Origin of the sequence: Vibrio artabrorum, from assembly GCF_024347295.1 — a bacterium.
In the GTDB taxonomy this organism is placed as follows: Bacteria; Pseudomonadota; Gammaproteobacteria; order Enterobacterales; family Vibrionaceae; genus Vibrio; species Vibrio artabrorum.
Genome location: NZ_AP025459.1, coordinates 599,191 through 612,548 on the forward strand (window position 1 = coordinate 599,191; position 13,358 = coordinate 612,548).

At 43.9% G+C, this 13,358-nt stretch carries 16 protein-coding genes; 6 read left to right on the top strand and 10 right to left on the bottom strand.

What is annotated here, in order from left to right; all coding sequences use genetic code 11:
* Nucleotides 1-8 precede the first annotated feature (8 nt).
* Complete coding sequence (gene nadE, locus OCU36_RS16755; RefSeq protein WP_261840663.1) at nt 9-839, bottom strand: ammonia-dependent NAD(+) synthetase; 831 nt, start codon at nt 837-839, stop codon at nt 9-11.
* 109 nt (nt 840-948) lie between these two features.
* On the opposite strand from nadE, the gene OCU36_RS16760 reads away from it, so the two are divergent.
* Complete coding sequence (locus OCU36_RS16760; RefSeq protein ID WP_261840664.1) at nt 949-1,470, top strand: nicotinate-nicotinamide nucleotide adenylyltransferase; 522 nt, start codon at nt 949-951, stop codon at nt 1,468-1,470.
* Between the two features lie 27 nt (nt 1,471-1,497).
* Nucleotides 1,498-1,977, top strand: a complete 480-nt coding sequence (locus OCU36_RS16765; RefSeq protein WP_261840665.1) for a hypothetical protein — start codon at nt 1,498-1,500, stop codon at nt 1,975-1,977.
* Nucleotides 1,978-2,101: 124 nt separating this feature from the next.
* Here OCU36_RS16765 and OCU36_RS16770 read toward each other — a convergent pair whose 3' ends face one another.
* Nucleotides 2,102-2,728 carry an AraC family transcriptional regulator gene (locus OCU36_RS16770; RefSeq protein ID WP_261840666.1) on the bottom strand — a complete coding sequence of 209 codons (627 nt, stop codon included), beginning with the start codon at nt 2,726-2,728 and terminating at the stop codon, nt 2,102-2,104.
* A gap of 175 nt (nt 2,729-2,903) precedes the next feature.
* Between OCU36_RS16770 and OCU36_RS16775 the strand changes: the two genes are divergently transcribed.
* Nucleotides 2,904-4,010: a 1-acyl-sn-glycerol-3-phosphate acyltransferase gene (locus OCU36_RS16775; protein ID WP_261840667.1), complete on the top strand. Its 1,107-nt coding sequence runs from the start codon at nt 2,904-2,906 to the stop codon at nt 4,008-4,010.
* Between the two features lie 164 nt (nt 4,011-4,174).
* Here the strand turns inward: OCU36_RS16775 and OCU36_RS16780 are convergent, their stop codons facing one another.
* Complete coding sequence (locus OCU36_RS16780; protein WP_261840668.1) at nt 4,175-4,774, bottom strand: hypothetical protein; 600 nt, start codon at nt 4,772-4,774, stop codon at nt 4,175-4,177.
* 104 nt (nt 4,775-4,878) lie between these two features.
* On the opposite strand from OCU36_RS16780, the gene OCU36_RS16785 reads away from it, so the two are divergent.
* Nucleotides 4,879-5,178, top strand: a complete 300-nt coding sequence (locus OCU36_RS16785) for a YnjH family protein (RefSeq protein WP_261840669.1) — start codon at nt 4,879-4,881, stop codon at nt 5,176-5,178.
* Nucleotides 5,179-5,212: 34 nt separating this feature from the next.
* Here the strand turns inward: OCU36_RS16785 and OCU36_RS16790 are convergent, their stop codons facing one another.
* Complete coding sequence (locus OCU36_RS16790; protein WP_261840670.1) at nt 5,213-5,512, bottom strand: YfcZ/YiiS family protein; 300 nt, start codon at nt 5,510-5,512, stop codon at nt 5,213-5,215.
* A gap of 528 nt (nt 5,513-6,040) precedes the next feature.
* Here OCU36_RS16790 and OCU36_RS16795 point away from each other — a divergent pair.
* Complete coding sequence (locus tag OCU36_RS16795; RefSeq protein ID WP_261840671.1) at nt 6,041-6,502, top strand: TetR/AcrR family transcriptional regulator; 462 nt, start codon at nt 6,041-6,043, stop codon at nt 6,500-6,502.
* A gap of 374 nt (nt 6,503-6,876) precedes the next feature.
* Here OCU36_RS16795 and OCU36_RS16800 read toward each other — a convergent pair whose 3' ends face one another.
* From OCU36_RS16800 to OCU36_RS16825, 6 genes are all read right to left on the bottom strand, one after another.
* Nucleotides 6,877-7,659, bottom strand: coding sequence for a heme ABC transporter ATP-binding protein (locus OCU36_RS16800; protein ID WP_261840672.1), 783 nt, complete (start codon nt 7,657-7,659; stop codon nt 6,877-6,879).
* A complete protein-coding gene (locus OCU36_RS16805) occupies nt 7,659-8,696 on the bottom strand; it encodes a FecCD family ABC transporter permease (RefSeq protein WP_048609731.1) in 1,038 nt (345 codons plus the stop codon). Before OCU36_RS16805 ends, OCU36_RS16800 begins: the two co-directional genes overlap by 1 nt.
* 103 nt (nt 8,697-8,799) lie before the next feature.
* Nucleotides 8,800-9,687, bottom strand: a complete 888-nt coding sequence (locus OCU36_RS16810) for a heme/hemin ABC transporter substrate-binding protein (RefSeq protein WP_261840673.1) — start codon at nt 9,685-9,687, stop codon at nt 8,800-8,802.
* A gap of 162 nt (nt 9,688-9,849) precedes the next feature.
* Complete coding sequence (locus tag OCU36_RS16815; protein ID WP_019826831.1) at nt 9,850-10,263, bottom strand: ExbD/TolR family protein; 414 nt, start codon at nt 10,261-10,263, stop codon at nt 9,850-9,852.
* The gene (locus OCU36_RS16820; RefSeq protein ID WP_017062755.1) at nt 10,260-10,961 is read right to left on the bottom strand and encodes a MotA/TolQ/ExbB proton channel family protein; all 702 of its coding nucleotides are present in this window, start codon (nt 10,959-10,961) and stop codon (nt 10,260-10,262) included. Before OCU36_RS16820 ends, OCU36_RS16815 begins: the two co-directional genes overlap by 4 nt.
* 2 nt (nt 10,962-10,963) lie before the next feature.
* Nucleotides 10,964-11,761, bottom strand: coding sequence for an energy transducer TonB (locus tag OCU36_RS16825; protein WP_261840674.1), 798 nt, complete (start codon nt 11,759-11,761; stop codon nt 10,964-10,966).
* 161 nt (nt 11,762-11,922) lie between these two features.
* Here OCU36_RS16825 and hutW point away from each other — a divergent pair, with 161 nt between their 5' ends.
* Nucleotides 11,923-13,332, top strand: coding sequence for a heme anaerobic degradation radical SAM methyltransferase ChuW/HutW (gene hutW, locus OCU36_RS16830; RefSeq protein ID WP_261840675.1), 1,410 nt, complete (start codon nt 11,923-11,925; stop codon nt 13,330-13,332).
* Nucleotides 13,333-13,358: the final 26 nt, after the last annotated feature.

The following is a 13,358-nucleotide window of genomic DNA, read 5'->3' on the forward strand; positions in this document are numbered from 1 at the left end:
TCAAAAAATTAATCGTAGATCGTTGGGATAGGTTGACGCTTATGCTGTGTGGCTTTGTAGATGCTCACTAAGCGATCGGATACATCTTGAGGCACGGCTTTACCTTCAAGGAAATCATCGATTTGATCGTAAGAAAGGTTCAATGCGGCTTCATCGGCTTTCTGTGGTTCAAGCTCTTCGAGATCAGCCGTTGGTACTTTCTTAACCAGTAGCTCTGGAGCGCCCAGTGTTGCTGCTAGTTCACGAACTTGACGTTTATTGAGGCCGAACAAAGGGGCTAAATCACACGCGCCATCACCGTGCTTAGTGTAAAAGCCAGTAATGTTTTCTGCTGAGTGGTCAGTACCAATCACCAAACCGCCAACGTAACCTGCAATTTCGTATTGCGCGATCATGCGAGCGCGAGCTTTCACATTGCCTTTCACAAAGTCGATTTTTGCGGAGTCTGTTGGTAATAAACCTGTGCCTTCAAGCGCAACGTGAGAAGCAGCATGCAGCCCATCAACCCCTGCTTTAATGTTTACAGAAACAGATTGAGAAGGCTGAATGAAAGAGAGCGCAAGTTGCGCTTCGTCTTCATCTTTTTGTTCACCGTACGGTAGGCGAACCGCGATGAATTGGTAGTCGTCGCTACCCGCACTGTCATTTAGGCTATCAACGGCCATCTGCGCTAAGCGGCCACAAGTTGTCGAATCCACACCGCCACTGATACCAAGGATCAGAGACTTGCAGCCTGACTGCTGAAGTTTCGTTTTGATAAAGTCCACACGACGAGTCACTTCGAAGTGAGGGTCAATTGAAGGTAGTACGCGCATTTCGTCACGAATTAACTGTTCCATTCGTATTCCTTTCCTGCAAGCAAATTAAAAATCTAGTGTTATCATACATAAATCATCCGATTTAAAAACCTCTTTGCACAAGCTTAGAAAGAGAAGGCAGTAATTAATAATGGAAAAAATAGCCATTTTCGGTAGTGCGTTTAATCCACCGAGCTTAGGGCACAAAAGTGTGATTGATTCGTTGGCTCACTTTGACAAAATTCTCCTGGTTCCAAGTATTGCCCATGCTTGGGGAAAAGAGATGCTAGACTTTGATACGAGATGTCAGTTAGTTAACGCATTTATTCGCGATCTTTCACTGGAGCAAGTGGCGCTTTCCGTGATTGAAAAGAGTCTATTTACGCCAGGTGAAAGTGTGACGACTTATGCTGTCCTGAACGAGCTGCAGAAATTACATCGTGACGCTGAACTGACATTCGTTATAGGGCCTGATAATTTCTTTAAATTTTCATCTTTCTACAAAGCGGATGAAATTACCGAAAGATGGTCGGTAATGGCTTGCCCAGAAAAAGTAAAAATACGCAGTACAGACATACGTAATGCGCTTCTAAATGGAAACGATATTGCAAAACTGAGTACTAAGTCAGTAACAAAGATATTGCAAGGTCGTGGACTGTATTCGATAATGTAAACCCATTTATTAAGAGGTCAGAGGACTATGTTAAAGCGCGCAATACCAGCGACCTTGTTCTTGGCTGGATGCATGCCTGCTTATGCTGAGTGTGATTTTTTTCGGTTAGATTCGATCATGCTGGTCTCTGACGACGGCAACTGCTTAGATCTTTCAATGGGTATTGAGTCTCTTGGACAACGTATTATGGAAATCAGCGGTCTGAGCGATGAGCAACCGAAAAGTCAATCGGACTATTGGTCTGATTGGGTTCTTCAAAGTGAAGACGTCCCTCTGTTAACACAAAACATTGAATCAAGTTATATTGGTTTGGGGACGTGGTTTCCAGAAGATCTGGCAGATGAGGTGGCTGATATGTCAACCGAAGAGTGGTTGTTAAATCATGGCTTACTATTGAGTATTGGCTTTGGTGAGAAAGTTGAGGGGCAACCTCGCATTCGCTTTGATTACCGCTGGCATGAGTCACGAGAGGCCGATCTCATGATGCAGATTGAGTTGCCATTTTAGACAGATACACAGAGAGATGGCGACCTGCGTCTGAATACTAACCATTAAAAAAGCCGCAAAAACTCAGTTTTAGCGGCTTTTTTGTATCTGGACTGCGATTTCAGTCTTCTTAGTATCTTGGTGCTTACAGGTCGTCACCAAAAACAAGCATACACAGTTGCTCGAACTCTTCTTCCTTGCCTGAGAATAGATCGTCAATCACCAGTGAACGCTTCTGGCCAGATTGCATGCGTTTCTTCGCTTCTCGCATCACCATCACCAGCGTGTGCTCTTGTGGCAGGTTGGAGTCATCAATGTTCCATTGGTTGAATCGCTGAGAAAGAGCACTTTCACAAAGCAGTGGTTTAAACGACAACACTTCTTGCTTTAATACAGAAAGCATATCTTTAAACGCTTGTTCAGTATTATTGGCATTGGATGTTCGAGATTTAGTGGCCTCAAGCTTTTCTAGTAGCGCCAAAGAGAGGTTAGTTTGCGTGATGTAACCTGCCTGTTTTGGGAAGGTGTCCGTCAAACGTACAGAGAAATCGACACGATTGATTTGGGTGTTTGGGAAGTAAGTCAATGACGTTAGGCAGTCGTATGGAATCCAGACACTTTGTCCTGGTTCAACGGCATACTCTTGTTTCCCCAGCTTAATCAAAACCAAGCCACTTTGAACCGATACAAGGCTATGTTTGAGTACTTTCTTACGTGGTGTAATCACCAAGTGTGAAAAGTAAGCCGATGTATATTCAATAGCAAAGTTCATAGATAGTACCTTAATTTTGGGGCGTCAAGATTACCGTTAATCTTAACGAATGCCAACAATAACCGGGAATTTTCAATATTTCTGGTCTGACCTTGTCAAAAGTATGGGCTCTGTAGCTGCGATAAGTCAAAACAACGCGTAGAATGAGCCAGCTTTTTATTATATGAATGAAAAAATGACCTCTCCAACCGATCCATATGTTGATATTCGTCCTTACGGCGATGATGAAATTCCAGCGGCACTAAACCGCCTTATTAATGATGAAGAATTTATCAGTGCGATTCTGCACTATCGTTTTTCAAACCATGCGTCTTGGTTCAAAGCACTAATGAGCCCAATTTTACGTGTGTACCTAAAAATGAAATGGAGCAAGCTGACTAGCGTTGAATCCATTCAGATTGAAGTGAAAAAGTACTTACGTGATACGCTCGCGAAAACCACCAATGGTGTGACGTACACGGGGGTCGAGTCACTGGATACGAATCAAGCTTATCTGTTTGTATCAAACCATCGTGATATTGCCATGGATCCTGCGTTGGTAAACTACGCTCTGCATCAAAATAATCACCAGACTTGTCGTATCGCGATTGGTGATAACCTGCTAAAGAAGCCATGTGCGACAGAATTGATGCGTTTGAACAAGAGCTTTATCGTAAAGCGTTCTTTGAAAGGACCGCGTGAGATGATGAAAGCGCTGGGGCAGTTGTCTTCTTACATTAAGCATTCTCTGGAAACGGGTAACTCAATCTGGATCGCTCAAAAGGAAGGTCGTGCTAAAGACGGTAACGATTTTACCGAGCCTGCAATCTTGAAAATGTTCCATGTTGAAGGACGTAAGCAAAAAATGCCTTTTCCTGAATACGTGAAGTCATTGAAGATCGTTCCTGTGGCTATTTCTTACGAGAACGACCCATGTGATACCGCTAAAGCGATAGAGCTTTTCGAAAAAGACGTAAACGGTAGTTACGAAAAAGGTGAGTTTGAAGATATCGAAAGTATCATTCAAGGCATCATCGGTAATAAAGGACGCGTTCACGTTGGTTTCGGTCAGGTTATTGACCAGGATTTTGACACGCCTGAAGCGCTTGCTGAAGAGATCGATCGTCAAATCCACGAAAACTACAAACTGTTTCCTGTGAACTTGCTGGCAGCAGAAAAAGAAGACGAGTCGATTACAGCAGCGGTTAAGCAAGAGTTTGAAAATAAACTATCGGGCTTACCACAAGGTGCTCGTCAGTATTTAATCGACAGTTATGCGAACCCTGTGAAGAACATTGGCTAGCGAATGTCATGCGAGTGAATAGTACTGCAGTTAGTTAACGCATAAGAGAAGCAGCGATTATTTTGCCAATCAATAGATGGAATTGAAAAAGGAGCCTTAGGCTCCTTTTTTATGGGTTGTTTTGTCCTTTCTGCCATGTCGATAATAAGCGCCTTTGGCCTCATTTAGCGAGCGACAGCACCACCAAGTTCTAGATTGGCTGGCCATGTGGTGACCGTGTTGCCTCCTAAGTAGATATTGCCTTTGACTGTCATAGTCTCGGGGAACACGGTAATGGCAGAACCGCCGATATATAAATCACCATCAATTACGATTCCGTTGGGTAGCTCTGTTAAAGGCGTTCGAATTACACTGAGGTCACCTTTGACTCTGAATCCGTTTGGTAGCTTCGTTAGGGGAGTATCGGTGAGGTTGATAAATCCCCCCACCTGGACGCCTCTAGGCCACCGGGTGATTTGGCTGCCCATCAAGTCGGCGTAGCCTTTTATCTTCACTCCAGAGGGAACGCGAGCCAGTTGGCTGTTAGACGCTTCAAGACTACCATTCACCTCTAAGCCTTTGGGTAAACGTGTGATAGCTGTATTTTCGATATTGAGGTTACCATTAACCACCAGATCATTAGGGAGCGATGTATAAGGTTTATTACGTAGGGATAAATTTCCGTAATTATCCAGATGGTTCAATATTTGATACTGATCGAGTGGTTCAGCAGTGACATTTGTTATGGTTAAAGAACCAATAATAAGTGCAATTATTCGCAGCATAACAAGCTTCTAATTTCGATAGACGTTATACACTATAATGATAAAAAAATTCTCGCATAGTGTTTTACTCATTTACTGGTCTGTAAAAAAGGAATTGAGTGACAATGAAAGGTAAATCAGTGATTGGAGTCGGGCGCCAAATGGTTAACGGGGTCGCCATTTTAAGTTTACTGTTTTGTTCTCTATCAGTGAATGCAAAGAAGATCACATCAACACCTACCAATACAGCCGTGATCGTGTCTCATGCTGATTCAAAGCACCGAATTTGTTATTACAATGATAAAGCTTTTAGTATTGGCGCTATTATCGAGGTTTCTGGCGTCGTGATTCAATGTGTAGCAGAAAATGACTTTGAGACTAATGGTACGCTTAGTTGGGTTGAAATGAAAAAAAAAGACGAGTAATGCGCTCGTCTTTTTAATCTTATTGATACTTATACTAACGCGCTAGAGAGCGGGTTTTAAGTTCAAAAATAATTTTTTCAGCACTCACTTCAAATTTAAAGCGAGCTTGTAATTCCGTGCTCTCTTCTGTTACCTCAGAGGCTTCAAATTCGACATTGCTCGACACTTGCTTTGCTAGCTCAACATACTTAGCGAACTCTGCTTCAATGAGAGCTTTAGAGTTACCGTAGATCGTTACTTCAGCAACATCATCACCTTCTTTAATGATGAAGCCGATTTCACCTGCACAACCGCAAGCTTCACACACATCGTTATTACCCATATCTTGGCTCATAAATAATCCTCTTACAAAGTCTGAGGTTATTCTAACGAGCAATTTGAACGGTATCTACAAAAATAAAAATCTTTGAGCTGATTTTTTATCGTTCGATATGTTGTTTATATGGGTATTAAATGGATATTTGAATTCGCGGCGCAAAATATGTATGTGATCTCCATCATGTTTTCCTGAAGGCAACTGTTATTACTTTGTCAGAATATCATCCACTTAGTTGCTTCAAGAATGATTTTATAAGAGTATCTATCGCTTGATAGTTATTTATACAATGAATTCTTGTGAGTATTTCATTTTCTAAGTGGTTATTAAAAATTATTGACCTAGGATCGTAAGGTGATAATTCGAGAACAAATTGTTAAAGCGTCCAAAGAGGTGCCAATGCAGATTTGTTTGTGCAAAGTATGGGTGTAGGGTGAGTTAAAAATACTTGCGAAAAAGCACCTTGTTCACATAATGCGGATAACGATTTTCATTCGCGCTCCTCTTGATGGGGCGAGATGGATTGACAAAGAGAAGAGCCTGAATATGCCAAAGCGTAGTAAAGAAGATACAGAAATTACAATCCAGAAGATCATGGATGCCGTTGTCGACCAGTTACTAAGATTGGGTTATGACAAGATGTCGTACACGACATTAAGTCAGCAAACGGGGGTTTCTCGTACTGGTATCAGTCATCACTTTCCAAAGAAAACGGATTTTACTGCTGCTTTAGATGGTCGTATTTTCAAAATGTTTATGGAACACGTTGACTTCGAAAATGGGCTTGATGCCTTTTCTGATAGTTGGATTAGTGCGCTTGAGGACGCCGAGTTTTTAGCCATTTTACGTTTGCTTTTCCATCATATCGTTGTGACTGAAAGCGCCCATGAGTTTGCTGAAAACGGTATTGTTCGTTTATACAAACTGACAGAAACTCAGTTTGGTGATTCAAGTGGTAAAGTACTTGAGTGGCTAATCGGTAAATCATTGATTCGTATGAGTCAATAATTAATATAGATTAAAATGAGCTCCTGAGGGAGCTTTTTTTATGTTTGTCATTTCACTTATCTTTATATTCTGTTGCTTATGTTCACTTATCCAACTCAGCCGCTGTTTATTTTAGCTTAATATATTTACGTTAATGCACTATGGACTAGTTCGAATCATTAATTAAAAGCAAGGGCAATCAAAGATAACTATTTTTTATATTCTCCAATGACTCAGAGTGGGTAGTGTTAGATTGACTGCTGATGGCGTTATAAATGGTTTTTGAGGTAAAAGAGTGGATTTGAGTTAGAAAACCTCGAAATAATCGAGGCTTAGAGTAGACCGGTAGGTGATACATGGGGTCGCTACTCCAAAACGCAGACCCCTAACGAGACTTATTGTGCAGAGTGTACCTGTGGGAAGCTCATGGTTGGGTGTTTTTCTACGATGCTTCTGTACCCATATACCTCTTCGATCATTGAAGGGTGGAGTGCTTCCCAAGGGCTGCCATCACACACTAAATTGCCATCTTTCAATACCACTAATCGATCGGAATACTGCGCGGCTAAGTTGAGGTCATGCAACACGATGATAACCGCGGCATTGTGGTTATCGGCTAATTCTCTCGCAACCTTTAAGGTGTTGTGCTGATGGGCAAGATCCAATGCAGACGTTGGTTCATCAAGCATCAAAATACACTGATCACCAGAGTGATGAAGCTGGGTTAACACTCGAGCCAAGTGCACTCGCTGCTTTTCACCGCCTGATAGCGAAGGATAAAGCCTTTCACTCAAGTGAGTTACATCAGCCACCTCCATTTTCTGGCTAGCTATGGTGGTGAGTTTCTTGTTGGACTCTTGCAGAGGGATTCCACCAAGCTCGACGACTTCATGTGCCAAAAATGGGAAGGTCAACGTACTGTGCTGAGGTAGCATAGCCAGATGCTTCGCCAATTTTTGAGAAGGCCACTTGTCCTTGGTGTGTCCAAAATATTGGATATCACCGTTGCTTGATATCTCTTGGCACAAGGCTTTAAGCAGCGTGCTTTTACCTGCGCCATTTGGCCCAAGCAGTGTGGTTACCTTTCCCGCTTCAATCTCAATCGAAACGCTATCTAATATCACTTTACTGCCGAACTTCACTTCGATATCGGTCGCTTTTAACGCTGAAGGAAACATTAAAGGATTCTCCCTTTCTGTTGAAATAGTAGATACAAGAAGAATGGAGCGCCGATAATCGCAGTGACAATACCAACAGGAAGTTCAGCCGGAGCAAGTACCACACGTGAGAACATGTCTGCGGCGGTTAGCAGTAGTGCGCCTAGTACTGCGGATAGTGGTAACAGAACTCGGTGGTCAGGGCCTGCCAACATGCGACCTAAATGTGGGATAACCAATCCAATAAAACCAATCATGCCAGACAGGCTCACCGTGATACCAACGCCTGCAGCCGTCAGTAGAATCAGCTTTCGTTTAAGCTTTTGAACTGGGATGCCAAGGTGTTGCGCTTCTGACTCGCCCAGTAATAGAGCATTTAGAGACATCGCTTGGCGGTAGAAAACAACAAACAATCCAACGAGCGTGACAGCAGCCAGCAAAATGCCTGACCACTTAGCGCCCGCCAATGAGCCCATCGACCATAATGAAAGATCGCGCAGCATTTGGTCGTCAGCAATGAAGTTCAAGAAGCCAATACCAGCGCCAGAGAGCGCACTGATTGCCACACCCGCCAACAACATGATGGTGACAGAGGTGCCGAATTTACCGGTGCCCAACTTATAGACCAACAGGGTGGTTAAAGCGCCGCCAAGAAAAGCGAACACAGGAACCGCAGCAAAGTTCATGAAAGCAGGGTATTGAAGTGATAACTCAGAGAAAAGTACGATGGCCAGTGCTGCACCTAGCGCCGCACCCGCAGACACACCGATGATCCCAGGCTCAGCCAGCGGGTTTCGAAATAAGCCCTGCATAACAGCACCACATAACGCGAGAATCGCACCAATCAACATACACAAAATGGTTCTAGGTAAGCGAATCTCTTGAATCACCAAGTTGATGTGGGGGGCCAAGTCATTGTTTGGCTGGAGTAAGCTCGCTGCGCTGTCAGCCAAGCTAATGTTCATTGGCCCAACGGTGATTGAAAACAGTGCGACGAAGACTAGGGTAGCACCTAGGCCTAACATCGATGTTTTCAGTGGGACGGATCGTAACAACATAAAGGGCCTCAATATCTATCTCTAACTTTAATCCCCTTTACTAACAACGTGAGTCTGTGGTGAGGGGGAGTGGATTAGCGATAGCAGAAATAGGGTGGTCGAGTTATAGCGGGTAGATAAGTGCGTTTAAACGCTTGGCTTCAGAGATACTTTCTAGGCCAAGCCCACCAACCAAAGCACTGCCATTCACGGTGATGATTTGCTTGTTCATACCTGCAGGGGTTGCCGCTAACATAGGTAACGATTTAAGGATGGCATCCGCACCGCCGATTTTTTGGTAGCTACGGCCGCTGACTAAGATGACATCTGGCTGCATTTCTACCAGTGACTCCATCGATAGTGGCTTGTAAGACGTTAGGCTTTGAGCGGCAGGGTTCACACCGCCAGCCAATTCAATGATCGCGTTTGGTGACGTTTCACCGCCGGCAACATTCGCAGGACGACCTTCATGCAGCAATAGGAACAGTACTTTCTTTGCTTCATTTTTCGGTAATTGATTTGCTTTTAGTGCAGCAATCTTTTGATTCACATCGGCTTTGACTTGTTGTGAGTGATCTTCGGTATGGGTAATCTTGGCGATTTGGTCGATACGTTTTAGTAGCCCTTCAACGTTAGCCTCGGTGTTGACGATCTCTACATTGACACCCGCCGATTTCAATTGAGAAATCGCGTTGTCAGGTCCCATTTCATCTGAGCCAATCAAGGTGGTCGGTTCTAGGGCAAGTAAGCCTTCCGCAGACAGGTTTCGGTGATAACCAATCTTTGGCAGGTTTTCTGCTTCAGGAAAGTGGCTGGTTATATCAATCGCGACTAACTGCTCTTCAGCACCTAATGCTAAAACCAATTCAGTAACGGCACTGCCCGCACTGATGATTCGAGGTTGTTCAGCGTCGTTGGCCATTGCGGGTGCGCTAAGTGACAAGCTCATAGCGGCAATGGAAAGGAGGTGTGTCTTGGTCTTTAATTTATTGAGCACATTTAAGTTGTTCATAATAAGTTCTTTATATTTTCTTTTTGTATCGCGAAGAGACTCAGTGAGCAGTCCGTTCGCATTGTGAGTTCGAATCGATAGAGGTTTAGCTCTGGCTATTTGGTCTTAGTAACAGGAGCAAAATTTCATAAACGCTAGGCCTCATAAAAATTGAGTATTGTTCTAGCCATCGTCAGTGAGCAATTGAGTCGCTGGTATTCCGTTCTCTTGAAGGAATGACAGCAACTTCACTAGGTTTTCAACGTTGGCGGCTTTGTCCGCGCCAATGATGATCGGTTTTTTATCCGTTGAACCAGTCTCTTCTAACAGGGCAATCTTGAAGTTTTCCCAGTCGATGTATTCTTGGCCGTTAATTGCCCAGTAGGGTTCGCGGTCTAAAATATTGACGCTAATCGAATCCTTGTGGACTTCAGAAACGTTTTTAACATCCGAGCTTGGCAGCTCAACTTCTAGCGATTCCAGCTTTACCGATGCCGTAAGCAATAGAAAAACCATCACGATAAAAATGATGTCGAGCAGCGGTGTTAAGTCCGGCGCTAGGCTTTGTGTGTTCGATGAGTGGGGCGTCTTAATCATGCTTGGCTCACATCACCGATAGAGGTTTTGTTGACAGGCTTACCTTGAGTATCATCAGACTGATTGGTTTGAATCGACATGCCTTCTAGCCACACATTCACATAGTTCAATGTATGCTCCAATTGAGCCAGCACTCGATCGGCCCATAGCCCGAGTAACTGAGCACCTGAAATAGCGGGAAGCGCAATCATCAAACCCGCAGCTGTGGTTCGCATTGCTAAGCCAAGACCGTCTGCCAAATCATTAGGTGTGATGCTGCCTGTTGTCGCAGCAACGCCTTTAAACATCTCAATAAGACCAAGTACCGTACCAAGCAAGCCGATGAGTGGGCTGATCACGCCGATCAAACCAAGCAGTCTTAAGCCAGCATGAAGCTGGTGGCGTTTTTCTTGTAGCCAGATCCCAGCAGCATCTTCACGTAACCCTTTTGAGAAAGAGTGGTGAGCAAGCAACATTGACACGCCCTTGTAGAGTAGCGGGCGTTTACCTGAAATCGACTGAGCAAGCGCTTCAATCTCTTTACTGTTGGTTGGTGAAATTTGGTTAAGCTCACGACGAATGGCACGTTTGCCCACACCAATGCTGAGCATAACTTGGAAGACACGTTCAGCGATGATCATTGCTGTTAATGCTGAACAGATAAGAAGAGGCCAAGTCATTAAGCCAAGTTGATCTTGTAAGTAACTGATTTGTTGCATGATTAATCCAACCTAAAACGAACAGGTATTTGTACTCGGTGAGCAATCGCTCGACCATTGACAGTGTGAGGTGAGAATTTCCATTGTTTAATGGCCTCTAATGCGGCGTTATCGAGCATTAGTGCGCCTGATGAATTGACTAATGCTTGTTTAATTTGTTTGCCTTCAGCGTCTAACCAGATCTCATAAGTCGCGACACCTTCAACGCCACGACGTCTTGCTTGGCGAGGGTAATTCGGTGGGGTAGGACGCGCAGAGAACGAAGGTTGAGTGACCAAAACTGGCTCTTGGTTTGATACGCCTTGATTTACTTCCTGAGGCTGGTTGGCAGATTCGTCCATATTCTTATCGACTTTGTTGTCGGCTAGCTTCTCTGGTTTAGTGGCTGTTTTTGGCTCTGGGCGTTCTTTCTTCACCACCTTTTTCTCAGTCACTGGTTTCTTTTGAACTGGCTTCTTTTCAACAACCTTTTTTTCTACTTTCTTTGGTTGAGGTTTATTGGTGATCGCTTTTTTCTTTGGGGTTGGCTTAGCTTGCTTTGGCTCAACCGTTTTTGGTTCGACTGGTTTAGGTTCAGCTTGTGAGACGGTTTCTTTTATTGGTTCTGGTTCAACTGGCTCAGTGACTGTTTTTTGCTGAGCTTGTGAAGGAACGCTGTTAGGAGTGAAGTTGATTGATACCGTGTTTGATCGGCTACCTGCAGGCATCGCAAATACTTTGGATTCTTGAGCGACAAATAACAACGCTGCATGAATCACTAACGATGCACCGCCTGCAATAACATATCTAGGAACGTTCACAATCAATCCTTTACCAAATCAAAATTCTGTATCGGATTATTGCTTAGAATCTAAATAAGATCAATTATCAATTGCATTATCATTTGCGTGTATTTATGATTCTCTCAGTTTTTAGCGAATAGTCTTCCAGACTTTGCTATGTGAGTGTTTAGAGAGATTATATGAGTCTTGATATTTATAAATTTGACGAATCAATCTTGGGCGTATCTAGCCCTGATCCGCTTCGTTTTGCGTTTGCGAAAAAGCATTCTGCGCACGCTGGAGGAAGTTCAATTCCGGTCGAACCCAGTAAGAAGTTAGAACTCTTTGACGAACTGATGCTGAGTGAAGGGAAAAAACAGGATAAGCGTTGTTTGTATATCCACATTCCTTTTTGTCGCGTGCGTTGTACGTTCTGCAATTTCTTCCAAAATGCCGCAAGCCGTAAATTAGTGGATGAGTATTTCGACGCACTGATGGTTGAGCTAAAGCAGAAAGCCAAAACACCTTGGGCTCAGTCTGGACTATTTCACACGGTCTATATTGGTGGCGGAACACCCACCGATTTGTCACCTCAGCAAGTTGAACAGCTGGGTAAAGCGATTCGTCAATATTTCCCACTAGCAAACGATGTTGAGATGACATTGGAAGGGCGCATCAATCGATTTGGTGACGAGATGTTTTATCGTGCGCTTGAAGGTGGCTTCAATCGTTTCTCATTCGGTATTCAAAGTTTCAATACTCAAGTTCGACGCAGTGCTAAGCGCTTAGATGACCGAGAAGTTGTGCTAGAACGTATCAGTTCACTAAGCCGCACCGAGCAAGCGCCCATCGTTCTTGATCTGTTATACGGATTACCACACCAATCGATGGAAGTGTTCCTGCAAGATTTAGAAGACTACATGTCTACTGGCGCACACGGCATTGACCTCTACCAACTGATTGTTGCGGGCAATGCACCTATGCTTAATCTTGTTGAAAAAGGAAAAATCCCACCACCGGCCAATACGCCCGATAAAGCGAGCATGTATTTGGCAGGTGTGGAGTTCATGGCAAAAAATAAGGTTAAGCAACTGAGCGTGAATCACTGGACTCGTGATAACCGCGAACGCAGTATTTACAACAGCTTAGCCAAAACTTATGCCGAAGTTCTACCCATAGGTTGTGGCGCTGGTGGCAACATCGGTGGTCATGGCGTGATGCAGCATCGAACTTTAGACAGCTACATGGAGTCTATAAAGCAAGGTCAATTACCTGTTGCCATAATGACGAAGCAAAGCTCAGCAGAGCCTATCTTCTCAACATTAAAGGCAGGTTTCGATTCTGGTGTTGTTAGAAGAAGTACGCTACCGAGCTTTATGGGACAAGACACGTTCGACTACCTAAAACCTCTGTTTGCGCATTGGGAAAAGAACGGTTTAGTTGAACTTTCGGAAGATTATTTGAGCCTGACTATTGCTGGCAGCTTTTGGGCAGTAAGCCTAGCGCAGAGTGTAATTCAAGTGCTCAACGCTGAATATCAAACTATGCACCCAGCGCCTAAAGCGTCAGGTTCGGGCGTACACCCGCATGCAAGTTTGAAGCACGCTTAATCTCGAATTTTTAGTTTATAACTTAC

Excerpts from the sequence above, each read along its gene's own strand:
- OCU36_RS16800 (WP_261840672.1), bottom strand. The coding sequence starts at position 7,659 with ATGTTTCCTTCAGCGTTAAAAGCGACCGATATCGAAGTGAAGTTCGGC.
- OCU36_RS16805 (WP_048609731.1), bottom strand. The coding sequence starts at position 8,696 with ATGTTGTTACGATCCGTCCCACTGAAAACATCGATGTTAGGCCTAGGT.
- OCU36_RS16760 (WP_261840664.1), top strand. The coding sequence starts at position 949 with ATGGAAAAAATAGCCATTTTCGGTAGTGCGTTTAATCCACCGAGCTTA.
- OCU36_RS16775 (WP_261840667.1), top strand. The coding sequence starts at position 2,904 with ATGACCTCTCCAACCGATCCATATGTTGATATTCGTCCTTACGGCGAT.
- OCU36_RS16770 (WP_261840666.1), bottom strand. The coding sequence starts at position 2,728 with ATGAACTTTGCTATTGAATATACATCGGCTTACTTTTCACACTTGGTG.
- nadE (WP_261840663.1), bottom strand. The coding sequence starts at position 839 with ATGGAACAGTTAATTCGTGACGAAATGCGCGTACTACCTTCAATTGAC.
- OCU36_RS16790 (WP_261840670.1), bottom strand. The coding sequence starts at position 5,512 with ATGAGCCAAGATATGGGTAATAACGATGTGTGTGAAGCTTGCGGTTGT.
- OCU36_RS16765 (WP_261840665.1), top strand. The coding sequence starts at position 1,498 with ATGTTAAAGCGCGCAATACCAGCGACCTTGTTCTTGGCTGGATGCATG.
- hutW (WP_261840675.1), top strand. The coding sequence starts at position 11,923 with ATGAGTCTTGATATTTATAAATTTGACGAATCAATCTTGGGCGTATCT.
- OCU36_RS16810 (WP_261840673.1), bottom strand. The coding sequence starts at position 9,687 with ATGAACAACTTAAATGTGCTCAATAAATTAAAGACCAAGACACACCTC.
- OCU36_RS16780 (WP_261840668.1), bottom strand. The coding sequence starts at position 4,774 with ATGCTGCGAATAATTGCACTTATTATTGGTTCTTTAACCATAACAAAT.
- OCU36_RS16795 (WP_261840671.1), top strand. The coding sequence starts at position 6,041 with ATGCCAAAGCGTAGTAAAGAAGATACAGAAATTACAATCCAGAAGATC.
- OCU36_RS16785 (WP_261840669.1), top strand. The coding sequence starts at position 4,879 with ATGAAAGGTAAATCAGTGATTGGAGTCGGGCGCCAAATGGTTAACGGG.
- OCU36_RS16820 (WP_017062755.1), bottom strand. The coding sequence starts at position 10,961 with ATGCAACAAATCAGTTACTTACAAGATCAACTTGGCTTAATGACTTGG.
- OCU36_RS16815 (WP_019826831.1), bottom strand. The coding sequence starts at position 10,263 with ATGATTAAGACGCCCCACTCATCGAACACACAAAGCCTAGCGCCGGAC.